We start from the raw sequence: 23,148 nt of genomic DNA, 5'->3' as shown, positions 1-23,148 counted from the left end.
ACGCCTAGCTTTGTTAATTCTTCTTTTGCTTGTTCACGTGTTAATTTACCGGATTTCTCTTGCTCTAAAATTGATTTCGCTTTTTCTTTTGTTTGATCATCTAATCCCGCAAACATATCTTTACGTTTTTCTTTCTCTGGAAGCTTTACACCTAACTCCTTCAACTGTTTCTTTGTATCGTCCATAATCGTTTTTACTTTTTGTTTTGTAGCGTCATCTAAATCTTTTTTCGCCGTTTTTGTAGACTGCTCAGCTGCTTGAGTATCCGTTGCCGCGAATGCCGGAATACCGACTCCTCCAATGATTCCGAATGATAAAGCACCTGCAATCGCTAAATACCCAACTGTTTTCTTCTTCATAGGAAATTTCCTCCTTCATATTTCTAAAGCATGTACACTTTCGTATACAATTCCTATAGTAATGTCGGTTTCTTAACATTTCCTTAACGACTTAACAAAAAAACGCCGCTCATCCCGAGCGGCGTTGTTCTAAGCTTTTTGTAATTGTAATTCTTCACGTTCCATTATTCTTCTTAATACAATTGTTTGTGTCATTGTAAATAAATTACCCGTTATCCAGTACAACACAAGTCCTGATGGCGCCGCAAATCCCATAAATAAAATCATTGCTGGCATCATAATTTGCTGCACTTTCAGCATCTGTACTTGTTCTCCAGGTGTAATATTAGATTGGAAAACTTTCATCTGAATAAATGTCGTTAACGCTGCGATAATCGGTAATATATGATAAGGATCTGCATGTCCTAAGTTTACCCATAAAAACGAAGATGTGCGAATCTCTTCTGTTCGGCTAATCGCATAATACAAAGCAGAGAAAATCGGCATTTGTATTAATAGTGGCCAGCAACCAGCTAGTGGATTCCAACCGCCTGATTTCATTAGTTCCGACATTTCCTTTTGATACTGCTTTTGTTTTTCAAGATCTTTACCCACATCACCGTATTTTTGTTTCAGCTTCTGCAGTTCAGGTTGCATTTTCTTCATTTTCGCTTGACTACGATATTGTGAAACAGCTAATGGAATCATGGCTGAACGAATAACGAGCGTCATAATAATGATAGCAATCCCGAAGCTAGCTCCTGGTATATGATGAGCAACAAATTGAATCATAAACGAGATTGGATATACGAAATAATGATCCCAAATTCCCGTACTATGTGCATCAATTGGGGCTGCATTACTGCAACCAGATAAAACAAAAACAAGTAATAATGATAAACTAACGAGCACAGCTCGGTATGATTTTAACATGTTCATTCCTCCAATGTTTCGTAATTATTTAGCGAAACATTGGTGTATACGGACCGACCTCGTCATTCTCTTCACTGGATTCTTGTCTGCGCACAGAACGAATCATTCCATATTTATAAAAAATAGAGAAAAGCGTTACATTACCAGTACCCTCTTCACACGTATTAACTAGTTTAAAGGCTCTTTGTCTACCACTTGATGCTTGCTGACGCACAAAGCGAGAAACATTAGCAAGGAAGAAAACTTCTAATAAACAAAGTGCTGTCGTTACAAACGATATATATAGAATTGCATCCTGCAATAAAAATTCCATCGCTTCACATCCTTAATAAGGTCATTTTAGCACATTCAACAAACATTCTCTATTTCCTTTTATCGTCAAAAAAGTATTTTGCATATTTTCTCAAGAAAACTATGCTAAAAAACTAATATATTCGCTTTCTTTAGTATATTCACACGTATCCTTGTATAGGTTTAATTTGTTAGAAATTTATAAAATTTTCGCATTATAATAAAACTATTGCCAGTTTTTGAAAAAACCTTTATTCTCTTCTTGTAATCAAAAATGAATATGGAGATGAAACATACTATGGGTCAACTAGGAGACGCCGATTACGTTCCCGACACCGCCTTTTTATCCTTCCCAGCAGCTAAAACATTTCACTTAGAATTTATCATACAGTTGGTTGTTATTTTCGTAGCCTCTATTTTGTATGCAATTTCTATGAATATGTTCTTTATCCCGCATAACATGATTAGCGGTGGCTTCGCTGGTGTAGGGATGATTATCGGTTATTTAATGCACTACAATATCGGTGCACTTATCTTTTTACTAAACATTCCTCTTCTTATTTTAAGTCACTTTTACTTAGGCAAGAAGACAACCTTTTTAACAGCGTACTTTGTAGCTATATCATCGTTAGCGATGAACATTATCCCTGTACACCAAGTTTCAGACGATATTTTACTGTCTTCTGTATTTGGTGGTGTAATCTGCGGAGCAGCTTCCGGAATCATATTCCGATTTGCTTCTTCAACAGGTGGCTTTGATGTTGTTGGATTGATTGTAGCGAAACATCGAGATATTTCAATTGGAGCAATCATCTTTGGATTCAACTTAATCTTACTTGTTGCAGCAGGATTTATTTTCGGATGGGATATTACGCTTTATACGTTAATTAGCCGGTTTGTAGTCAGCAAAGTTATCGATGCTGTGCATACGAAACATATTAAATTAACGATAATGACAGTTACAGAAAAAGGCGAGGAAATAAAAAGCGCACTATTGCATCACGGCATACGCGGGGTGACAATGGTAGATGCTGTCGGCGGCTATACAAACCATAAGAAAAAAATGATTTACACTGTCGTGACTCGCTATGAGTTAGGCGAAATGAAACGTATTATCCGTCAAGTGGATAACAAAGCATTCATGAACATTACTGAAACAGTTGAAATTGTCGGCCGTTTCAAACGCATATAAAAAAGGTTAATACATGAAAGGGCATAACATATTAGTCATATATAATATGTTATGCCCTTTGTTATTCAACTAACGCACCCTTTAGCATAATAAAATCACGAAGTTTATTACTACAAATCGGAGGATAGCATTCCGTATACAATACTATCTGTCCATTCATTTTTACTCCAAAAATCTTGTATGAAATGGGCTTCCTTTCTCATGCCTATTCGTTCACACAATTTTTGTGAAGCTGTATTACGTGCATCAAGATTAGCTTGTATACGATGTACATAAAATTCATTAAATAATTTAAATACCAAACTACTTACTGCTTCTGTTGCCAAACCTCTCCCAGCTACTTCATTTAAAAAACTATAACCAATCTCAACAGTGTCTTTCATATTTGTGTACCATACGGATAAATCACCAACTACTTTAGTCTTGTATATAACTGCCAAACTTAATATTGATTCTTCAGTAAGTACATTGTTTGCTAGCTTCTTATTAAATCTTTTCTGCATGTCTTCATGAGTCCACTTATTATGTAATAGGAACTTACATGTATCATCATTATTATAAATAGCAAATACATCCTGTAAATCAGTACTCTTAAAAGGTCTAATTATTAATCTTTCTGTTGTGATCTCCAAGTTAGCTCTCCTCCCTTACATTCATGCTACAAAACATTTTTTATAGTATGTAAGCCTCCTTCTTAGATCTCACCTTGATTACATATTTCATCATAATAAATTAAAATCCTTCTTCCACTAAACCGCATTGTTAGTGGTATTTCCTTGCGATTTTTATTTTTTACACTTATTACAAAATCAGATAATTCTATTATTGTGGCCCTAAATGTGTTATAATGAAAGCAGACTCACAAAAAAAGAGTATATAGACTTGGAAGTTTCTCTTATTTTTACAAGCAAAAAGAAACGAGCAGTCAGGTATATTTCAAACACCATACACGTAACGGTTTAAAAAACCGATCATCTTAGTTATTCTTCCATGATCTTTTTATAAAAAGATACGTACAACTAAAATTCACTTCAATATACTATACCTACCTTTTTGACTTCCAAATCATCTTATTACATAAGGAGATGAACATATGAATCAATATATAAGATATACAATAGCTGTCCTGTTTGCTATTATCGGCGGAACAATCTGCTTCTGGACAAACACTCAGCTTGGAGAGAATATCATTTTTAATGGAATCGAAACGATTGTAAGCGCTTCAATTTTAGGTGGATACATTTACTTCCTCTTCAATCCAGAAGAAAATGCACAAAAAACAATGTTATTAACAATGATCGGAATCGTTGGCGGATGTATTTCCTACTCAATGACTAACTATACATTACCACTTCAATTAAGCTCAGCTTTCTTCCACGGTCTATGGACTTGGTTCATTGCATTCTGCCTAGCAGACGTATTCAACCTTTTACAAGACAATGAAGAAGAGAACGGTCGCCAAATTGAAAGTAACTCGTAAGCTGGAAGATACTCTTCCAGCTTTTTTGTTTTGTTACTCTTTCCTGTTCATACCCCATCACTAAAATAAAAAGAAGCTACCCCCACGGCAACTTCTTTTCCACATACCCCATTCAGTATTCACTAAAATATATCAACGATTTTTCAAATATATCGATCGTTTCTCCACTTATATCAACGATTTTTTCATTATATCGACGTTTCGACACAGGTTATCGACTTACCGACACCCTTCGACACTCAAAACGCACAACATACCCTATCCCCCAAGCAATTTACTGCCGAACTCTACGATTAAAAAGATAACTAATAGGATCGCGAGTATCTTTAATGCTACATATGCTACTTTAAAAACAGCATAAATAAGCAAGACTATTAAAATAATCGTTAAAATTTCCATCTAGAATTCCTCCAAGCTTTGCTCTGCTTATCTTATTTTACTCGCCCCAGACTTTTTATGGAACGGCATAAGACGACATAGAAAAAAGAGGATACCTCACCCATCGTAAGATACCCTCTCTTTCAGCTGCTCAAACCATTCTCTCTCTAATTGTAAATATCCTATTTCACTCTTCTCGGCACTCTTTAATTCTTTGTCTGCTTTCCTCATATAAGTGTGGGACGCTTCCATATCGCCCTCTAAATATTTAACAATTCCTTGTGTGCGATAATACCCATGTAAGTCCACTTTTGTAATGGCCTTCCCATGTTCCTTCGCTTCTTGCAGAGAAAGACTATCCATCTGATAAAGAGCTTTATATAAAAGATACCAACTATGAAAACTACTAACAAAATATTTATTTTCTTTCGTGACAGAAAGTTGGGCGACTTGTTCTACATATAGTATTGCTCTTTCCATTCCCTTTTGATCCGATCGGGCAAGGAAGACGAGCATAAGTCCGCTCATGATCTCTCTTATATTTTTATTTTCTTTTATTTTATCTTCGCTAAGTTCTACTAATCTCTTATCCCAATCTTTCGGCCTCTTATAACTAAATAACTCACTCGATACTTGAATGTTATATACATGCTGCTTCGCCTTTTCATCATCTTTAATTAAAATAAGAAATTGCATACCATCGCTCATAAGCGTTCCTTTTATCGGCGCGATTGTAACCGCAAAAATTATAAAATGGAAAACAGAAAAATATAAAAGATATTGATAATAACTCACCATGTATATGTAACCAAAAGTAATACCAAATAGTAAACTTGTAATTGGTCCACCTAAAGTCATCCATGCCCATTTTTTTGAAAGGTTAGGTGTTACTATAGAAGGCGGTATTAACATTGCCACGCCTCCGAAGTACGCCCATAATTTATTTTCTCGAATGCGTACTTTTCCCCTCTCTTTTTGAACAGTAATAGGCCCTACTGTCATAAATTTAAATGTCAAACCACCTATTACGCCGAATACGACATGTCCTAACTCATGAATGATTACCACTGCCAGAAAAATCCCCAATAATGCCCATATATTCAACATTGTTTCTAATTTCCCAGTTCGGATCACTCCGTATAAAATGGACAGAATGAGCGCCACTGTCAGTGAACCAGCTGGCCTTCTTAAAATATCCACCTTTTTCTCCCCTTAATAAATCATTTTTCTATGCATTTCGTACATATATGTTCCAACATGTAATACCCAAACGAACGAAATCATAATGACCATAAAATAATCTTTCCCATCTAAAAGTGCATACACAATCGCCGCTAACCACGCACAGGCAAGTGTCATATTTGTATATTGGTATGCCTTATATCCCGCTTCATGAACAATTTGTTTTTGCCCCTCATCTGCATTCTTTGCCCACATTTCCATTGACTGAGAATACGTAACACTCTGTTCTGGATATAGAGCGTTATACCTTTTCCTCATTACAGATCCTAACCAAGTTATAGCAATAAAGCACACTGTAGATACCACAATACTTACACTAACAAAGAGCAAGTTTCCCTCACTTGTATACGTTCTATAAAAAGCGATAACTGAGCAAACAAACCATGATGGAATAACAATTTCCATTACTCGAAAATAAATAAGTGCTATTCCTAATCTTCGTCCCTTAACATTTTCTTCTTCATCTTTCGTTTGTGCGAGCGCTCTTGTACGCTTCCAAATATAATATATAGCTATTACGCCAAATAAACTCATCATGCCAATGCTAATAACAGAAGATATTTTACTAGTTCCCTCTGTTGCAATATCTCCTACTACATACCCTATAAATCCACCGCATACCGCTCCTACTAACAACTTCAGTATAGCCAAAATTTTCCCCTTTACTTTACTCTTCATCTCCATCTTCCCCCTCCACTAACGCAAATATTTCCTCCACCGGTACGTTGAAAATTTGTGCGATTTTTAGCGACAATACAATAGATGGTGCATAATCCCCGCGCTCAATTAAACTAATCGTTTGCCGTGATGATCCAATCGCTTTCCCTAAATCCCCTTGTGATAAACGATGCTTTGCTCGCAATTCCCTCACTCGATTTTGAAGCTTCATGTCTTCCCTCTTTTTCATTTATTTAATTAAAATTGTAAATAATATCCTTATTTTCGTCAATTATAATTGTCATTACGACTATAATAATTGACAAAAATAAAGATGTATTATGATGAAAATAACTTATATAATGAATGTGAAATATTAAACAAAGGAGGTTCCATATGAAGAAAACATCTACCTTTTCTTACGTTCTTACTAAGCTTACAGCAGCTTTATTATTATTATTACTTATTAGCACGCTTCTCTTAACAACTAGTCAACAAACATTATATAGTTTCTTAGCTGGATTACGAGAACTACTTTATGTTCCCTTCGCTCCTATTCTTGCGGCGTATGCAATTTTTTGTTCTATTTGCATCGATAAATTGAAATTAAAAACATATACAAGACTGAAGACATTATGCCTTTATATTTTTTGCGGCTATTTATTTTCTCTTCCATTCCTAATATTTAAAGAAGCTAGTCTAATACAGTTCTTGTTTCTCGGATCAATTGGAGCAGTGTGTTCTCTTTTTTTCTACTTATGTGCAGTTATAGCAACAAAACTTAAGTGGATACAATATGTCGTGCCAGGCATTATGCTTATTATATTTATCACAATCAACTTTATCGATCTAGAAAAGGTTGGAACATCAAAAGAACAATGGGTCGAAACAAAAACAGAAAACTCTTTCGAAGCATCTTTTCAACATTTTAGTGGTGAACATAAAGTCCCCATTGAACTAAAACGAGGTGACATATTAGAATTTACCATTGAATCACGAGCTGAAAATCCGGATGGCTACATGGGAGCCGTAAAAATGGCTAGTGAGTTTCAAGAGGAAGAAAATTATTTAGCTTCAAACGGTCCTAATACATACCAATTTGCAGCAATTAAGACGGGAACGTATTACATTATAGTTAATGGCAATAAGTTAAAAGGAAAGTTGAGAATAGATTGGAATATAAAATAAAAAGGCAGTGCGTCTGCACTGCCTTCCTAAATTCTGACATAGAATGGATTCCATATTAACTTGCGTTTTGTAACAATACTCGTTTTAGCTGTTTGCGGAAACGTACTCCTAACGTAGTTGCTACGATAACGATAACTCCAACAATGATTTTACCGATATGATCTTCTAGCACTCCAAAAATATCATGTAAGTTGCCACCTAACCAGTAACCACCGATTAAGAAGAATGATACCCAAAATAGAGCACCTGAGTAAATTGTAATCGCAAAACGACGGAATGGTAAGTTAATAATTCCTGCAAAATATCCTGTAAAATGACGTACACCAGGAATAAAGAAGCCGATAAAAATAAGGAAGTATCCATACTTATCAAACCACATTCTTGTTAAGTCGATTTTTCTTTGTGTTAAAAATACGTATTTCCCATACTTTTGAATAAAGGGCATACCTAATTTATTTCCTAAAAAGTATTGAATTGTCATTCCTACACTTGTCCCAATAAAGGATAGGATAATTAAAATCGGTAAACTTAAATCGCCCTTCTGTGCTAAAAACCCCGCATATGCTAACGTTGGCTCTCCCGGAAACGGAAGTGCAATATATTCTAACAGCAAACCAACAAGTACAACATAGTACCCGTACTGCTGAAATAATTCATGAACCCATTCCATGTCATCTCTCCTTTCAATCACGTACAACTTCTTACTATTATTGTATAAAAAAATTGTCGAAATAACTATCACAATAGCTTACATTTTTATTACATTTTTGTAAGGCTCACACTAAAGTTTTCTGTTCATTATTTGCTGCTATCCATTATCGTTTTAAAATAAGCTAACAACTATATATCAGACGACACAAGGGCATTAATATGCATTTTTTATCCAGTTTTTAACACTTAAAGTCACCTTATTTTGTTCTCAATAAAAAACCACCACAAACTCATACTAACTTCATATTAGCTTCATATACGTATTGTAAGATTATATCGGAATTTGTTGAAAAATTTAACTAATATATGACTAAGCATTAAATTGAATAAATATAAGTAGTTTTTCGAAATTGAAAAAAGGGTGAATAAGAAATGGAAGCTTATAAAATGCATGATTTTATTAATACAAATGTTGAATCTCATCAAAATGAAACCGTTTTTAATTTACACATATGTGAAACAAGTGAATTTGACGTAAGTTTAACAAAATCTACAACACTGTCTTTTATCGTTTCAAAAAAGAACATTAAGATTGTTACGAAAAAATGGATTAATTCAAATCAAGAAAGCATGATTGGTAAAAGTTACATCATTCCAACGAAAGCTTTCCACTACTTCTTACCAATTATTTCTGAAACTGAAGATGAGCTAAATATTCAAGTTCAAAGTTTTGGACTACATGGTGAACTTTTACTAAATGAAAGATTACTTATTGATAAAAACAACAAACAAAATCCAAAGATTACTACGTTCTTTGAAACATTAGATGAAAATGTAAATAAAGTATTACGAGGATTGCAAATTCATTGTATGTAAGACTATTACAATAGTAAAAAGGAGAATATAATGAAAAAACTATTATTAAGCGCACTATTATCATTAGGATTTTTAACTATTCCATTCACAAATGCTGAGGCAGCTACAACAAACGATCAGCTTATCGTGAATACGCAGTTAAATAAAATGGATTATTATCAAAACGGACAATTTATAAAGAGTTTTACTGTCGCTACTGGAAAAGCAGCCACACCTACGCCTAAAGGTACTTTTCAAATCGTTAATAAAATTAAAAACCGTCCTTACTATACAGGAAAAATTAAAGGCGGCGATCCACGTAATCCACTTGGTGACCGTTGGCTCGGACTAAACATGGCAGGAACTTACGGAACAACTTATGCGATTCATGGTACTAACAATAATCAAGCAATCGGCAAATGGACAACACTTGGTTGTATTCGTATGTATAACAATGATATACACTGGTTATTTGAGCGTATTCAGCAGCAAGCTACCGTCACTGTAAAATAACCTAAAAACAAGATTTATGTGTAGCCAAGAATTTTATATCTTGGCTTATTTTATTTATTCATTTACAGTAGCAAAACAACTGTATTTACATATATAATAAGAATAGGTTTCGTTAAGCAATATCAAAACATTGATAAACATGGATATTAAAATTATACAGTTATAATATTTTATAAATTTTACAATACATACTATAATAGAACTAATGTAATTCTGAAATATTCAGTTTCTCTAAACCATTCCCCTTGCTACTTTCATGATGACTTTATAGCGGGGGCTTATTATATGTATAAACAATTTGAGTTATCCAAAAAATGATGAATTCGAATATTGCAGTAAAAAGCGTTATTTAGGAGGTGTTACTATGACGCATATACTGGTGATTGAAGACAACCCAGATATACAAGAACTGATTCGTGAATTTCTAATGGCACAAAACTTTACTGTTGATGTCGTTGGCGCTGGAACAGAAGGTATTCTTCTTTTCCAAAAAAATTCATACGATCTTGTCCTCCTTGATGTGATGTTACCAGATATAGATGGCTATAGTATTTGTAAAATTATGCGAGGACAATCTGATGTACCGATCATTATGTTAACAGGCTTACATAATGAAGAAAGTGAAATTAAAGGATTTGAGTTAGGTATTGATGACTATATTACGAAACCGTTCCATTACACCGTATTTATTAAACGTGTAGAGGCTGTATTAAGAAGGGCAGCAACGAAGGAAGCAGAAGCTGCAACTATACTACAATTCCATGAATTGATGTTAAATTCTACAGCCTATGCCGCTTATGTTCATGGTAATCAAATTGAATTAACAACAAAAGAATTTGAAATTTTATATACTTTACTGCAAAATCGGGGAAAAGTATTATCAAGAAGTGATTTGCTGAATAAGGTATGGGGCTATGAACATTATGGTGATGTAAGAGTTATAGATACACATATTAAAAACTTAAGAAAAAAATTAGGGATTCCTTATATTAAAACGGTGAAAGGCATTGGCTACAAAATCGAATCGTAGTACAGACAACATCACCAAAAATATTTTCATCAAAACCTTATTATTTTGTATTCTTTTATCACTTTGTCTTTATCAAATTATTTATTTTCTAGCTTCAAACTACGATAAAGAACGTTTTGCAAAAGAAAATGGAGCGCTGTCTACAGAACAAGCGGATTCAGACAAACAAAACGACCAAAGTAAAACGAATCAAAGTAAGGCTGTTTCAGAGAGTATGATTTCCAATTTCCAATCTTCTATTATAGATTATAAAGCACTCTCTACAGCCATAAATCACCTTTTGCAGCCTAGCCAAACTGTAAAAGCAAAAGAACATACCCAAAATATTGCGGGGAAAAACAGCACTTCTACTCCACTTACAGAAACGGAAAAGCAAGTCGCTACTAATGATGCCTTACATAAACAAAATGCAGCAAATAATACAAATGATACACGAGATTATCCAAAATTAGCAGATGCACTGCAGCAATTGGCTCCACATATTGGTGCGACAATGCTTGCATTATCTTTACTCGGATCTTTAATTTATACGAAACTAATTGCCAAACCTTTTCAATTTATGAGTGATGCTTTAAAAGATATTATGAATCTTGATTTCTCAGATAAAAAGCTACTTAACAAAAATACAGATCAAACAGATTTTAATTTGCAAGTAGCTGCTTCACAGGTCCCAAATATAGTGAAGAATTTACATGCAAGCAATCAAGATTTAAGAAATGAACTCAAAAAGGAACAACAGTTAGAACAATCTCGTAAAGAATTTATGTCTATGGTATCCCATGAATTAAAAACACCAATCGCGGCAGTTATGGGACAACTCGATGGCATGATTCACGGAATTGGAGCTTATAAAGATAGAGATAAATATTTAAAACGTTCCTATGAAATGATGCAAGACATTAACATATTAACGGAAAAAATGTCGGAATTATCCAAAATACAAAACCCTCAATTTAAACCTGATTTAAAAGTTATCTCATTAACTAATATTATTGAGGATGTTATGAAGAAAGTAGATTACTTTGTATCTGTAAAGCAATTAAATGTTCAATCTAACATTAAGCAAGATGTACAAATTTTAGCTGACCCTAAATTTATTCAAACTGCTATTTTTAACATTATTTCAAATGCAATTCATTACACAATTGACCATCAGCATGTATATATAAAGCTTTATGAAAAGCCAAACGGTTATGCATTAGAAGTATTAAATACAGGTTCACAAATTGATGAGGATAAACTCGCCCATTTATTTGAGCCATTCTATCGCGCAAACCCTGGCAAACACGGATTAGTACAAGGTAGTGGCCTTGGGCTATATATTGTAAAACAAATATTAGATAAACATCAGTTTCCTTATGGGATACAAAACACACCTCAAGGTGTAAAATGTTCTATTGTATTCCCAAAAGCAATGTAAAAAACCTACTACAATTTCATACCCCAAATTCATACTTCGTATGAATGGCGGAATTTTGTAGAGTATCTTACTCTGTTTCGTTCGCCCGTTATCCTTATTTGGATAGCGGGCGTTTTTTATTATTTAAAAGGAGGATCTTCATGGAGAAATTTAAGTATTCATTACTTGTTTTATTCGGAGCTTGTAGCTACGGCGTACTTTCAACTATTTTCAAACTCGGATTCATTGATGGATTTTCAGCACATCAACTATTAGGGGGACAATATGTCTTTGGATGGATCGGGCTTCTTCTGCTCGTTCTTTTCGTTTCACGTCATAAAGTAACAAAAAAGCAATTCTTTTCCTTACTAACAGTTGGCACAACAATGAGTATGACTGGTATCTTCTACGCTATTTCTGTAGAAGAACTACCAGCATCTATCGCTGTTGTCCTACTCTTCCAGTTCACATGGATTGGTGTCGTTATAGAAGCAATCGCTAATCGAACATTACCAAACCGTGAGAAAGTTATATCTATTATTATTTTATTTACTGGAACATTGTTTGCAGGCGGTGTCTTTGAAGGTCTCGGACAAAACTTTTCCACGAAAGGTATTATCTTTGGTCTATTAGCCGCTGTCTCTTTTTCATTCTATGTTTTTGCAAGTGGGCGTGTTGCTACAGAAGTTCCACCTTATACGAAAAGCTTTCTTATGACAACAAGTGCTACTCTAATCGTATGCCTATTCTTCCCGCCAACCTTTTTAACGGATGGTACCCTGCAAGCCGGTCTTTGGAAATACGCTTTCTTCCTCGGATTGTTCGGCGTTGTCGTACCTGTCATTTGTTTTTCAATTGGTGTACCGAAAGTAGGAACAGGACTTAGTACAATACTAGGAGCAGCTGAATTACCAACGGCCATTATCGCTTCTATTACACTTGTACATGAAGTCGTAACCTTCATGCAGTGGATTGGGATACTCTTTATACTACTTGGAATTTTTACTCCTCAGCTGCTTACGGCTAGGAAAACAAAGAAACATAGTAGCGTGCATAGTGCGTAACAAAAGACCTTTCATGTATTTGAAAGGTCTTTTTCTCTATCTCACTTTACCGCTCCATACAGCTTTTCTATTTCATGCTCAATTTGTTTTACATCGATTCGTTCAAATAGTGGCTGCACACTATCAATTCTATTCGGCAACGTGTTTTGAGGCTCCCAATTTCGGTTCACAATCGATAATATGTTTCTAACTCTTTCACTTGAAAATGGTAAAAACGGTTCAAGGAGATTTGCATACGGCCAAGCGCCTCCAGTCAACTACCCCCACTGAGATGAAACATTTCAGTGGGGGCTTGAGTTAGAACGCTAGGTCTTTTCGTCTATCGCTAGACAGTTTGACGCTCTAGCATTCATGCCCCCTTATGGTAACACCCCAAGTATGTTTTTGGTTGGTACTGGCAACGAGCGATTGTTTTCCCACTTGCACCACCCTTTCGAAAAAGAGCAGTTCTTCCTTGCAGAAGAAGCCACCACTCAGATGAACCTGGCGTGTGCTACAAGCCCCGACAAATCGAGTACACATGGATGGTTGACGCACCCACTAAGCTATGCGCGAAGCAACAGCCTTACGTTTTTGCACTTCTAATAGAATCGGCGTTTTCACCTTGAGATTGTCGTCCAATTCTACAACTTTTGATTTTTGCAATGTATTCAGCGCACCATTAATATCAGCGTGGATACATGTTCCTGCTTTACTTTGGTACAGACCACGAGTGGTTCGTTTGCCGCTAAAGCGATACTGAGTCCTATCATCCTTAGACCAAACTGGAACCCTATCTTTGTCTAGGAAACTGGCTTTTGAAGTATAGCTTTCTTCTTGTTTTAAAAAGCGAATGCCTTCTTTTACACATTTATTCTCAATCGCTGCAATCAGTTTATGAAATGGGATTTGAACAAACTTTTGATTATTCTTTTTTCCCATATCAGATTTTTGTTTCCAACCCGTGTTATACCCTACGACAATAGTATCTATATCGAATGCTTTCACTTTTTTGAACAACAAGCCTACCGTTTGTGAAATATAACCATTTATTTGTCGTTCTCGTTTATGCCAAAGTGCAGCGATTTTATTCGTTACAATGCGTTTGGAAATTCCATTCTCCATATTTTTCTGTTGCAGATTACGTATCATTTTATTGAAGTACTGGTTAATAGATTTTAATTTTTTCCCATCAATTAAAAATGTATCACCTGTATTTGTCACGCAACTTACTAATCTGTCTACACCTAAATCGCAACTCAAAGCGTTACTAGTAGTCGTGGGTGGTTTCTTCATTTGAGAAACGTGCATTTCATATGTGTAATGCACCTCAAAGAACCGACCTTTTTGCTTCGGTACAATCTCAATGTAGGAGATTTTTTTATTTCTTAAGTTCTTTGGCATACGTATTTTAATGGAACCGAATTTTTTTCTAAATGCAACATTCATTGGAATCATCCAATACCCATTATCATCTACTTTTGGCACTTGATAGATTTCAATAATTCGTTTATCAGTTGAACGAGAATAATTCGGAAACTTAGGACGACCTGTGAATGTTTCAGGTTTTTTCTTCCACTGTTCCAACGCTTTAAAAAAGCTCTTCACTTCTGTAAATAAGGCTCTACGAATGGCTTGAACAGAGTTTGATTGAACGCCCGAGTAGTTCATATCGGCTTGCATGGCAGTGTCCACTTCTTTTACAGTAGCCATCTTGTTATTATTCAAGTAACTTTGTTTAATCGTGTACAATCCAACATTTCGCAACGCTTTTGAGCTATGTGACATGCGCTGCAGTAAACGAAATTCTTTAGCTGTGAGACAAGCTCGTCCGATATTCTGTTTCTGGGTGAATCGTTGTATTGTTTCTCTTTTCTTTTGTTTACGTAATACCTTCACTGCTTTCTTTTTAGCCATTGTTTTCACCACCTTTCTTAGAGAGTTCATTAAAATTTTTTTTGACAAATCAATATTTGGAACGGAACAAAATATGAACATGGTCTTCATCGTAATTCCTTTTGGCTCAAGTAACCGAATGATTATTATTATCCAATTTCGTTGTCTTACGATATATTCCCTCCTTATCTAAGGGCAGATTATATCGTAAGACAAAAAGAAACAAATATTCGCTCTCAAAAAATTGTTATGAACGAAACAAAAGTGTTTGGTCTACCTTCTGACGGCAATTCATCTCTACCTGAATTATTGGGTTTCACCCGTAACACAAATCAAATGGAGTCTTCTTGCCGAAAAGAATAAAAATACTCATCTTACATTCCTCCTTTTAAATATAAAAAAGCCCGCCCTTATCTTAAAAAAGATAAGGGCGGGGCTGTATAAACAGTCGCGGTACCACCTTATTTCGCCAATTACTCACATAATTAACCTTAACAAGTACGGAGCTATATGCTCTTATACTGTGGTTTTGATAACGAGTACCAACTCTCGTCGCCGCCTACTATTATCATTTGATAAGTTCAAGACGAAGCTCAAAGGCCATTGTTCAAATGAATATTCTTGCTTCTTCTCAGCTACCGAAGCTCTCTGGAAAGAATGGTTTCATCCTACTTTTCCTTTTCAACGCTTTTTATATAAAGTGAAACTTTAATCAGTGGGGGTTTTGTTCATCCCCCACTGATTATTAGTTGAACCAATCGGGCTTTTACGACTTAATCACTGAAAAATCAAACTTTTATTCAGGAAGAAAAGGAAATCCTATCCCCCTGCCGAATAACTATACTTTCACAAAAGGAGTGATACGATTGAATCAAAAACAACTAAGCACACGTAATGAAAAAAGCTGGAATGCAGCCGCTTATGAAGCTTGGACGAATCGCCACGGGGCACCAGCCGATTATGCAAAAAAGCTTATGGAAGATCCCGTGCGCGAGGTAGATCACTATTTACCTTACATACAATCTCCAAAAGGAAAACATATTATTAATTTACTCGGTTCAAAAGGCAATAAAGCCGTTGCTCTTGCTCTTTTAGGAGCAGACGTAACAGTTGTTGATATTTCGGCAAGTAATGCAAAATATGCAAATGAACTTGCGGAAGCAGCAGGTGTCTCTATCCAGTATGTCGTTTCTGATGTACTAAATGTGCAGCTCTCCGAATCATTTGATATCGTATTACTGGAACTTGGTGTACTCCATTACTTTCTAGATTTAAAACCGCTCTTTCAAAAAATTGCTACCTTTCTTAAAGGAGATGGAACGCTTATCCTTCGTGACTATCATCCTGTTTACACGAAATTATTAGGAGTAGACCACCCATCATTTCGGGCCAATGGAAATTATTTCGATGAAGAATTGATTGAAGATGATGTTGCTTATAGCATCCTTCTGACAGAAGCGCAGAAAGAATCATTACCTAAAACAACCATCCGTCGCTGGACGCTAGGAGAAATTATTACAACACTTGCGGAAGAACATTTTAAAATTGAAAAACTAGTTGAAGAACACGGGTCTCATCAAAGGTGGGTCTTCCCTCCTACTGCACCGGAAGAAATTGAAGATCGTGTGCCTGGTTTATATACATTAATTGCGACAGCATGCAAAAAAGGATCCCTTCACGGATAGGATCCTTTTTGCATGCTCACGCATATAAGTTGAGGTTGGAGATTACCATAATTCTGTAGAATAGGACACAAGATATTTCAACATTTCGTCTCTGACTTACGTCGTCAAAAAGGGGTATGACCAACATAACGAAGAGTAATGTTACAGTTGATACTGATAATCGTTATCAACTAATTAGAAGTATACATGATGTTATTTCAAATTACAATAGCATTTCTCATTTTTATTTATGAACTTTTTGATATACAAATGTATACATTTTAAGAACATTTACTCATATTAATCTGCCATCTTCCATTATCTGCTATAATTTTCATTGAACAGATTAATAACTTCATAATGATGTTTTTATTAATGTCGTTCTTTATATTTATAAATCATAATAAATAGTTTTTAAAGGCAGGGGTAACGATGAAATATGTTAGTATTCGCAAAAAACTACTGTTCACACTCTTAAGCATTTCTTCTTTATTTAGTATTGCTCTTATTGTTATTCTTTCATTCGCTATGAACCAAGCAAGCGAAATTGAAACGTTAAAAAATGATGTATCAAAACGAGCAACAATTTTAAAAGAACGTGGTGATTGGTTCCAAGCACAAGTTGCCGGTTTACAAGAATATTTACTGTCACATGATCAAAAAGGATTGGATAAATTCAACCGGGAAGGAAAAAAACTTGCTGATACTAGAGAGAAGGTAACAAGTGATAAAAAACTCCCAGAAGGAATGAAAGAAGCGATTTTAATGGGCGCAAAATGGCGAAGCGTCATAGATAATGAAGTCCTCCCTCTCGCTCGCGAAGGAAAATGGGACGAAGCATCCAAAATCGCTTTAGCTCAAACCGATTATGTAAACGATCTTTTAAGTCGTTTTACTAAATATGCAAATGAAGAAAATGATAAACGTGACGCATTAATTGCTGACGTAGAGTCTTCTTCATCTCTTATTCAATATATTATTTTCTTCTCACTCATTACATGTACGTTAACATCTATTTTATTAGCATGGTGGTTCTCTGGTAAACTCGTTAAACCGATACGACAAATTGATGAGAAATTAAAAGAATTAGCTTCTCAAGACGGCGATTTAACTGCTAGATTACACGTAACGAGTAAAGATGAAATTGGTGATATCGCCAATTCCTTTAATCAAATGCTCGCTAACTTACAACGTATCATAAAACAAGTGCAACAAACATCCACAAGTGTAAAAGAAGCGTCTGAAAATGTGTTTATCGAAACCACTGCTTCTATGGAAAATACAGCAAAAACCGAAGAAACTATGAATGCTCTTGAGTATAATATTCGTTCACAAGTTTCAAGCATCGAAGAAAGTTCAACTGCAATGGACGATATGACAACGAGTGTTCAGCGTATTGCAGAATCTGCCTCCTCTGTTGCTAGCCTAGCTGTTACAACTTCAGAAAAAGCAGATAGTGGGAATAAAGTCATTGAGAAATCTATTACACAAATGCATACAATTAACGAAGCTGTTAACGCTACATCACAAGTAGTAGAGCGACTCATTACACATACGAATCATATTGATACTGCACTTCAATCCATTTCTAATATCGCGGAACAAACGAATTTACTCGCTTTAAATGCTTCAATTGAAGCAGCACGTGCTGGCGAACACGGAAAAGGATTCGCCGTTGTTGCCGATGAAGTACGAAAACTTGCTGAACAATCTCAGCTAGCAGCAACTGACATTAACCATTTACTTCATCAAATTCAAGCTGACACAAAAATAGCAAATGAAATGATGACACAAGGTCAGTCAGAGGCTTCGGAAGGGATTACAGTCATTCGTACCGCTGGATTTTCATTCTCGGAAATTGTTAACCACATTAATAAAGTCTCTACACAAATGCAAGAAATGTCTGCAACTGCTGAAGAAATGGCCGCAAGTTCAGAAGAAATGAATGCAGCTTTAAATAACATCGCCTCTATTTCAAATGAAGTTGCCGCCGAAACATCACAAACAGCAACTTCGGCTGGTGACCAAGTAAATAAAATGAGTGTCGTTGCTAAAAAAGCTTCTGAAATGAAAACGACCGTACAAGAACTTGAAGTTCTCGTTTCTCATTTCAAAACAAACGTTTAAAGCGAAACTTTCCTTTATACTTCTATGAGCTCCAAGTTGTTAAAAAGAGAGATTTACAGTCTCTCTTTTTTTAACCTTAAAATATCTCTTTCTATCTCTCATTACGTCTGCTATAATTCCTAGAGGAAAGAGGAAAGCTTTATTCCAGATGGAGTAAAGCTTTCTTTCGATTTTTTACATTAATTAATTCTAATACTAAGATTTCACAAAGGGGGCTTTTTATCATATGAATTTTATTAGCATTCGAAAAAAACTAATGTTCATGATGGGAACGATTTGCGCTTTATTTGGCATCGCCTTAGCTTTTATTTTATTTTTTGCTATTGACCAATCTCGTAAAGCTGAAACATTACAAAAAGAAATTTCTCCTCTAGCAACAGAATTGAAAGAGCGTGGAGACGCTTATCAAGTACAACTTTCTGCTTTAAGAGGTTATTTACTACAACACGATCAAGTAGAATTAGACAAGTTTAACGAGATGAGTAAACGTCTGGAGGATTCAAAAGATAAACTTCTTTCTAATCCAAATATTTCTCAATCCGTGAAAGATACAATGAATTTAGGGTCCACTTGGAGAAAATTTATTGAAGAAAAAGTCTTCATCCTTGCAAAAGAACAAAAGTGGGAAGAAGCTTTACAAGTAGCTTCTACAGAGAATGGCTCTGTTTATAAAGTAATTGGTGATTTCACAAATTACAGTAATGAACAAGCTAAGTTACGTGATCAATCTATCGAAAAAATTGATCAATCTTCACTACAAATTAAATATGTTATCTTCTTATCACTTGTTATTTGTATTATCGTAGCTATCATTCTTGCATGGTGGTTCTCTGGTAAACTTGTAAAACCAATTCAACAAATTGATAGTAAGCTAAAAGAATTATCATCTCAAGAAGGTGACTTAACAGCCCGCCTACAAGTAAATAGTAATGATGAAATTGGTACGATTGCAACATCATTTAATAAAATGTTAGAAAACCTACAACATATTATCAATCGTGTTCAAAAAACATCCGTAGAAGTACAAAACGCTTCTGAAAATATGCTAGAAAAGACGAATATATCACGCGAGGCAACAATAAGAGTTCAAAGCTCGATGTCTAGCTTAAATGCAAATATTCAATCGCAAGCCTCTAGTATGGAAGAAAGCTCAACTGCAATGGACGATATGACAGTAAGCGTTCAGCGTATTGCTGAATCTGCTTCATCTGTAACTGAACTTGCTGTAACTACATCTGAACAGGCTAACGATGGAAGTTCAGTTATTCAAAAATCCGTTTCCCAAATGACAACGATACACGACGCGGTAAATGCTACTTCAGAAGTGGTCGAACGTCTAATCACCCACACGAAATATATTGATACAGCTGTTCAATCTATTTCTAATATCGCAGAACAAACAAACTTACTTGCTTTAAATGCATCTATCGAAGCAGCTCGTGCTGGCGAACAAGGAAAAGGTTTTGCTGTCGTAGCTGACGAAGTTCGAAAACTTGCTGAACAATCTAAAACAGCGGCAACAGATATTAACCAACTACTACATCAAATTCAACAAGACACTGAAACTGCGAGCTCTATGATGTCCCAAGGCCGTTCGGAAGCATTTGAAGGCATTCATGTCATTCGTGAAGCCGGCAACTCTTTCACAACGATTGTGGAACAAGTAAATAAAGTATCTACTCAAATGCAAGACATCTCAGCAACCGCTGAGGAAATGGCTGCAAGCGCTGAAGAAATGAACGCTTCACTGAATAACATCGCTTCTATTTCGACTGAAGTATCTAGTGAAACAGCGACAACAGCACAATCTGCTGAGAAAAAAGTCATTACGATGAATGAAATGACACAAACTGCTAAACAAATGAAACAAACAGTTGAAGAATTAGATCAACTCGTATCTCATTTCAAAACTGAATAGCTTTCAAAAAATATTCCTCTTTCAAGAGGAATATTTTTTTGAGCTCATTCCCTGCATATTATATATATATCCGTTATAATGAGAACCGATATCATTAATATGTAGGGGGTGCTACACATGTCACAACAAGCATTTGAAGAAAAGTTATATGCAAACTTAGAAGCTGTTATTGATCCTGAACTAGGTGTTGATATTGTTAATCTTGGATTAGTTTATGACGTTACAGCAGATGAAAATAATAATGCTGTCATTACGATGACGATGACTTCTATCGGTTGTCCAATGGCTGGGCAAATTGTATCAGACGTTAAAAAAGTATTATCAACGAACGTATCTGAAGTCAATGAAATAGAAGTAAATGTCGTTTGGAATCCACCCTGGTCTAAAGAACGCATGTCACGTATGGCGAAAATCGCATTAGGTATTCGTGACTAAATAAAGTGAAACTTTAATCAGTGGGGGTTTTGTTCATCCCCCACTGACTATCAGCCCTCACCAATCGGGCTTTTACGGGCAGTTGATCCCCCACCTAACTTCTTTGCTTCCGCTGAATTTTGAGGTGGGGGTCTTACTGCCCGTTAATTCTGGATAAAGAAAGACCTGACATCCTAGTCAGGTCTTTTTCTCTTATTATTTTACGCCTACTGCATCATAAGCTTTCGTTACAGCTTGTACAGCTTTAGAGTTTTTACCATATAAATCTTCAGCTGACTGCAGAGCAGCTTGACGCATCATCTTAAAGTCAGAGTTCGCAGTTAAATATTTCGTAAGAGCACGGTAATAAATTTTTTCTGTCGCTTCACGGCCTACTCCAGTTACTTTCACACCGTAATGCTCTCCGCCATCAGATACTAAATATGCAGCTTTATTGTTAATACTACTGTTAATATGAACGCCGCCATTATCAGCTGTTCCAGTGTAGCGTTTATTGTAATGATCTGGGTAACCTTCACTTGGTTTTAATGGATTTGGAATAGATGCTGGATCTTTCAGAGAACGAAGTGCATCGCCAGGTTTTCCAGGTGTATAAATGTCAGCACCTAAATCCCAGCTCTTCTTCTCAACCATGACACCCATAATATCAGATAACGATTCATTTAACGCACCTGACTCATTTTTATAAACAAGGTTTGCTGTATGTTCAGTTACAGCATGCGTTAATTCATGACCGATAACATCTAGTCCAGCAGATAATGGAATGAATGTTTTTCCATCGCCATCACCATACATCATTTGTACACCGTTCCAAGCTGCGTTATTCCAGCTTTCTCCGACGTGAACAGTAGAAATAAGCTTCGCACCTTTATCATCGAAAGAGTTACGATTAAATGTCTTTTTGTAGTAATCGTATACTTTTCCTGCATTTACATGCGCATCAACCGCTGCTTTATCTTCGAAGAACTTAGATTTACTCTCAACCTCTTCTCCTGTATATCCAAGCCATTGTGAGAATAAATTAAACAAGTTTTCATCCATATTTTCTGCATCAAATGTGTGAACACCTTGTCCTCGTTTACCATCAAATAAGTTGAACGCTCCTGTTTTCTCATCTTGAGCAATTTCAAATGATTGTCTATCGCCCAATACTCCGTAACCAAATCCTGTAATGTGATCTACAGCGTTATATTTCTCAATCACATTTCCATTCGTTGCATCAACAAAATAATGCCAATATCCTGGAGCTGGTTTTGAAATCGATGCTTTAACTAAGTATGCAAGATAGTACTTCCCATCTTTTTCATACACAAATAAATCTTTTTTCACACCGTCATAATTCTTTACTTTACCAACTTCTTTTTCAATATCTGCCTTTGCAATCGTTTCAGCTTGCTCTGCACTAATATTTGCAAACGCAGGAATATTTTTATCCTCTAAATTCGGAATAACTTGTCCGAAGAATGCTTTTACATTATTTTCTTTATCAAGTGTAACAGTTTGATCTGAACCATACACAGGAATGTTATTATGCTTCTCAACTAACTTCACATGTGTCGTACCAGATTCAGCATCTTTTTCCTCTCCAACGACATTGAAGTGTTTATCAATATTTCCTGCTAATTTAAACATATCTTTCTTACTCTCTAAATATTGAAAGACCGTCTCTTTTTTATCTAGTCCTTCCGGTGCTTTCCATTCTTCACCTATGTATGCAGGTGTTTTAAATTCTTGATGATATTGAATTTTTTGTTCTTCCGCTTTCGTTGTCGTTGCTCCAAATGCTCCAAATCCTCCGGCTATAACAGTTAACGCTAATGCTGATGAAATGACTTGCTTTTTCACTATAACATTCCCCATTCCCATAAAGATTTTTGACACTTTTATACAATTCTTATTTTCCGGGCCAATACCTTTT

At 35.5% G+C, this 23,148-nt stretch carries 22 protein-coding genes, 2 pseudogenes and 1 other annotated feature; of the genes and pseudogenes, 12 read left to right on the top strand and 12 right to left on the bottom strand.

The genetic code is table 11. The annotated features are described in order from the left end of the window. The 3 genes and pseudogenes from JDS99_RS24230 to JDS99_RS24220 all read right to left on the bottom strand — a co-directional run. A pseudogene (locus JDS99_RS24230) lies at positions 1 to 359 on the bottom strand (hypothetical protein); the annotation flags it as partial. Between the two features lie 129 nt (positions 360 to 488). Next, positions 489 to 1,271 carry a membrane protein insertase YidC gene (gene yidC, locus JDS99_RS24225; protein WP_000920534.1) on the bottom strand — a complete coding sequence of 261 codons (783 nt, stop codon included), beginning with the start codon at positions 1,269 to 1,271 and terminating at the stop codon, positions 489 to 491. 28 nt (positions 1,272 to 1,299) lie between these two features. Further along, the gene (locus JDS99_RS24220; RefSeq protein ID WP_000394932.1) at positions 1,300 to 1,584 is read right to left on the bottom strand and encodes a hypothetical protein; all 285 of its coding nucleotides are present in this window, start codon (positions 1,582 to 1,584) and stop codon (positions 1,300 to 1,302) included. Positions 1,585 to 1,860: 276 nt separating this feature from the next. Here JDS99_RS24220 and JDS99_RS24215 point away from each other — a divergent pair, with 276 nt between their 5' ends. Next, complete coding sequence (locus JDS99_RS24215) at positions 1,861 to 2,754, top strand: YitT family protein (protein WP_000530033.1); 894 nt, start codon at positions 1,861 to 1,863, stop codon at positions 2,752 to 2,754. A 110-nt stretch (positions 2,755 to 2,864) separates the two neighbouring features. On the opposite strand, the gene JDS99_RS24210 is transcribed toward JDS99_RS24215, so the two are convergent. Beyond that, on the bottom strand, positions 2,865 to 3,386 hold the full coding sequence (locus JDS99_RS24210; protein ID WP_199695832.1) for a GNAT family N-acetyltransferase: 522 nt from the start codon (positions 3,384 to 3,386) through the stop codon (positions 2,865 to 2,867). A gap of 461 nt (positions 3,387 to 3,847) precedes the next feature. On the opposite strand from JDS99_RS24210, the gene JDS99_RS24205 reads away from it, so the two are divergent. Beyond that, positions 3,848 to 4,234: a DUF3938 domain-containing protein gene (locus tag JDS99_RS24205; protein ID WP_199695831.1), complete on the top strand. Its 387-nt coding sequence runs from the start codon at positions 3,848 to 3,850 to the stop codon at positions 4,232 to 4,234. A gap of 258 nt (positions 4,235 to 4,492) precedes the next feature. Here JDS99_RS24205 and JDS99_RS24200 read toward each other — a convergent pair whose 3' ends face one another. The 4 genes from JDS99_RS24200 to JDS99_RS24185 all read right to left on the bottom strand — a co-directional run bounded on the left by JDS99_RS24200 (position 4,493) and on the right by JDS99_RS24185 (position 6,743). After that, the gene (locus JDS99_RS24200; protein ID WP_000404783.1) at positions 4,493 to 4,633 is read right to left on the bottom strand and encodes a DUF3985 family protein; all 141 of its coding nucleotides are present in this window, start codon (positions 4,631 to 4,633) and stop codon (positions 4,493 to 4,495) included. 96 nt (positions 4,634 to 4,729) lie between these two features. Then, the gene (locus JDS99_RS24195) at positions 4,730 to 5,812 is read right to left on the bottom strand and encodes a site-2 protease family protein (RefSeq protein ID WP_199695830.1); all 1,083 of its coding nucleotides are present in this window, start codon (positions 5,810 to 5,812) and stop codon (positions 4,730 to 4,732) included. A gap of 12 nt (positions 5,813 to 5,824) precedes the next feature. Continuing rightward, entirely contained in the window at positions 5,825 to 6,538 is a 714-nt protein-coding gene (locus JDS99_RS24190; RefSeq protein ID WP_199695829.1) for a DUF3169 family protein, read from the bottom strand. After that, complete coding sequence (locus tag JDS99_RS24185; protein ID WP_087981953.1) at positions 6,522 to 6,743, bottom strand: helix-turn-helix transcriptional regulator; 222 nt, start codon at positions 6,741 to 6,743, stop codon at positions 6,522 to 6,524. Before JDS99_RS24185 ends, JDS99_RS24190 begins: the two co-directional genes overlap by 17 nt. A 164-nt stretch (positions 6,744 to 6,907) precedes the next feature. Between JDS99_RS24185 and JDS99_RS24180 the strand changes: the two genes are divergently transcribed. Further along, a complete protein-coding gene (locus JDS99_RS24180; RefSeq protein WP_087981955.1) occupies positions 6,908 to 7,699 on the top strand; it encodes a hypothetical protein in 792 nt (263 codons plus the stop codon). Between the two features lie 55 nt (positions 7,700 to 7,754). On the opposite strand, the gene JDS99_RS24175 is transcribed toward JDS99_RS24180, so the two are convergent. Then, complete coding sequence (locus JDS99_RS24175; RefSeq protein ID WP_088064752.1) at positions 7,755 to 8,369, bottom strand: DedA family protein; 615 nt, start codon at positions 8,367 to 8,369, stop codon at positions 7,755 to 7,757. Between the two features lie 413 nt (positions 8,370 to 8,782). On the opposite strand from JDS99_RS24175, the gene JDS99_RS24170 reads away from it, so the two are divergent. The 5 genes from JDS99_RS24170 (at position 8,783) to JDS99_RS24150 (ending at position 13,211) form a co-directional block, all read left to right on the top strand. Then, positions 8,783 to 9,226, top strand: coding sequence for a DUF3978 family protein (locus JDS99_RS24170; RefSeq protein ID WP_000388758.1), 444 nt, complete (start codon positions 8,783 to 8,785; stop codon positions 9,224 to 9,226). Positions 9,227 to 9,256: 30 nt separating this feature from the next. Then, entirely contained in the window at positions 9,257 to 9,718 is a 462-nt protein-coding gene (locus tag JDS99_RS24165; protein ID WP_000735054.1) for a L,D-transpeptidase, read from the top strand. 364 nt (positions 9,719 to 10,082) lie between these two features. Further along, complete coding sequence (locus tag JDS99_RS24160) at positions 10,083 to 10,748, top strand: response regulator transcription factor (protein WP_000148835.1); 666 nt, start codon at positions 10,083 to 10,085, stop codon at positions 10,746 to 10,748. Next, a complete protein-coding gene (locus tag JDS99_RS24155; protein WP_097907647.1) occupies positions 10,726 to 12,168 on the top strand; it encodes a sensor histidine kinase in 1,443 nt (480 codons plus the stop codon). The genes JDS99_RS24160 and JDS99_RS24155 overlap by 23 nt, the downstream gene beginning before the upstream one ends. Positions 12,169 to 12,308: 140 nt before the next feature. Beyond that, a complete protein-coding gene (locus JDS99_RS24150) occupies positions 12,309 to 13,211 on the top strand; it encodes an EamA family transporter (protein ID WP_048542382.1) in 903 nt (300 codons plus the stop codon). 41 nt (positions 13,212 to 13,252) lie between these two features. On the opposite strand, the pseudogene JDS99_RS24145 reads toward JDS99_RS24150, so the two are convergent. Continuing rightward, positions 13,253 to 13,447 (bottom strand): annotated as a pseudogene (locus tag JDS99_RS24145) (methionine--tRNA ligase); the annotation flags it as partial. Positions 13,448 to 13,751: 304 nt separating this feature from the next. After that, positions 13,752 to 15,107 (bottom strand): RNA-guided endonuclease TnpB family protein, encoded by a 1,356-nt coding sequence (locus JDS99_RS24140; protein WP_098133961.1) that lies wholly within the window; start codon positions 15,105 to 15,107, stop codon positions 13,752 to 13,754. Positions 15,108 to 15,509: 402 nt separating this feature from the next. Then, positions 15,510 to 15,780 (bottom strand) — a binding site (T-box leader). 172 nt (positions 15,781 to 15,952) lie between these two features. Here JDS99_RS24140 and JDS99_RS24135 point away from each other — a divergent pair. The 4 genes from JDS99_RS24135 to JDS99_RS24120 all read left to right on the top strand — a co-directional run bounded on the left by JDS99_RS24135 (position 15,953) and on the right by JDS99_RS24120 (position 21,230). Next, positions 15,953 to 16,771, top strand: coding sequence for a class I SAM-dependent methyltransferase (locus JDS99_RS24135; protein WP_088064756.1), 819 nt, complete (start codon positions 15,953 to 15,955; stop codon positions 16,769 to 16,771). A 411-nt stretch (positions 16,772 to 17,182) separates the two neighbouring features. Next, on the top strand, positions 17,183 to 18,877 hold the full coding sequence (locus JDS99_RS24130; protein WP_088064757.1) for a methyl-accepting chemotaxis protein: 1,695 nt from the start codon (positions 17,183 to 17,185) through the stop codon (positions 18,875 to 18,877). A 226-nt stretch (positions 18,878 to 19,103) separates the two neighbouring features. After that, positions 19,104 to 20,795, top strand: coding sequence for a methyl-accepting chemotaxis protein (locus JDS99_RS24125; protein ID WP_088064758.1), 1,692 nt, complete (start codon positions 19,104 to 19,106; stop codon positions 20,793 to 20,795). Between the two features lie 117 nt (positions 20,796 to 20,912). Continuing rightward, positions 20,913 to 21,230: a metal-sulfur cluster assembly factor gene (locus tag JDS99_RS24120; RefSeq protein WP_199695828.1), complete on the top strand. Its 318-nt coding sequence runs from the start codon at positions 20,913 to 20,915 to the stop codon at positions 21,228 to 21,230. A 195-nt stretch (positions 21,231 to 21,425) separates the two neighbouring features. Here the strand turns inward: JDS99_RS24120 and nprB are convergent, their stop codons facing one another. After that, complete coding sequence (gene nprB, locus JDS99_RS24115; protein ID WP_142291828.1) at positions 21,426 to 23,075, bottom strand: neutral protease NprB; 1,650 nt, start codon at positions 23,073 to 23,075, stop codon at positions 21,426 to 21,428. Positions 23,076 to 23,148 lie beyond the last annotated feature (73 nt).

Origin of the sequence: Bacillus cereus group sp. N6 (assembly GCF_016483705.1) — a bacterium.
In the GTDB taxonomy this organism is placed as follows: Bacteria; Bacillota; Bacilli; order Bacillales; family Bacillaceae_G; genus Bacillus_A; species Bacillus_A wiedmannii.
This window is presented reverse-complemented; position numbering and strand designations above follow the sequence as displayed.

Coding starts and splice junctions, on each gene's coding strand:
- yidC (WP_000920534.1), bottom strand. CDS start 1,271: ATGTTAAAATCATACCGAGCTGTGCTCGTTAGTTTATCATTATTACTT.
- JDS99_RS24220 (WP_000394932.1), bottom strand. CDS start 1,584: ATGGAATTTTTATTGCAGGATGCAATTCTATATATATCGTTTGTAACG.
- JDS99_RS24215 (WP_000530033.1), top strand. CDS start 1,861: ATGGGTCAACTAGGAGACGCCGATTACGTTCCCGACACCGCCTTTTTA.
- JDS99_RS24205 (WP_199695831.1), top strand. CDS start 3,848: ATGAATCAATATATAAGATATACAATAGCTGTCCTGTTTGCTATTATC.
- JDS99_RS24200 (WP_000404783.1), bottom strand. CDS start 4,633: ATGGAAATTTTAACGATTATTTTAATAGTCTTGCTTATTTATGCTGTT.
- JDS99_RS24190 (WP_199695829.1), bottom strand. CDS start 6,538: ATGGAGATGAAGAGTAAAGTAAAGGGGAAAATTTTGGCTATACTGAAG.
- JDS99_RS24185 (WP_087981953.1), bottom strand. CDS start 6,743: ATGAAGCTTCAAAATCGAGTGAGGGAATTGCGAGCAAAGCATCGTTTA.
- JDS99_RS24180 (WP_087981955.1), top strand. CDS start 6,908: ATGAAGAAAACATCTACCTTTTCTTACGTTCTTACTAAGCTTACAGCA.
- JDS99_RS24175 (WP_088064752.1), bottom strand. CDS start 8,369: ATGGAATGGGTTCATGAATTATTTCAGCAGTACGGGTACTATGTTGTA.
- JDS99_RS24170 (WP_000388758.1), top strand. CDS start 8,783: ATGGAAGCTTATAAAATGCATGATTTTATTAATACAAATGTTGAATCT.
- JDS99_RS24165 (WP_000735054.1), top strand. CDS start 9,257: ATGAAAAAACTATTATTAAGCGCACTATTATCATTAGGATTTTTAACT.
- JDS99_RS24160 (WP_000148835.1), top strand. CDS start 10,083: ATGACGCATATACTGGTGATTGAAGACAACCCAGATATACAAGAACTG.
- JDS99_RS24150 (WP_048542382.1), top strand. CDS start 12,309: ATGGAGAAATTTAAGTATTCATTACTTGTTTTATTCGGAGCTTGTAGC.
- JDS99_RS24140 (WP_098133961.1), bottom strand. CDS start 15,107: ATGGCTAAAAAGAAAGCAGTGAAGGTATTACGTAAACAAAAGAAAAGA.
- JDS99_RS24130 (WP_088064757.1), top strand. CDS start 17,183: ATGAAATATGTTAGTATTCGCAAAAAACTACTGTTCACACTCTTAAGC.
- JDS99_RS24125 (WP_088064758.1), top strand. CDS start 19,104: ATGAATTTTATTAGCATTCGAAAAAAACTAATGTTCATGATGGGAACG.
- JDS99_RS24120 (WP_199695828.1), top strand. CDS start 20,913: ATGTCACAACAAGCATTTGAAGAAAAGTTATATGCAAACTTAGAAGCT.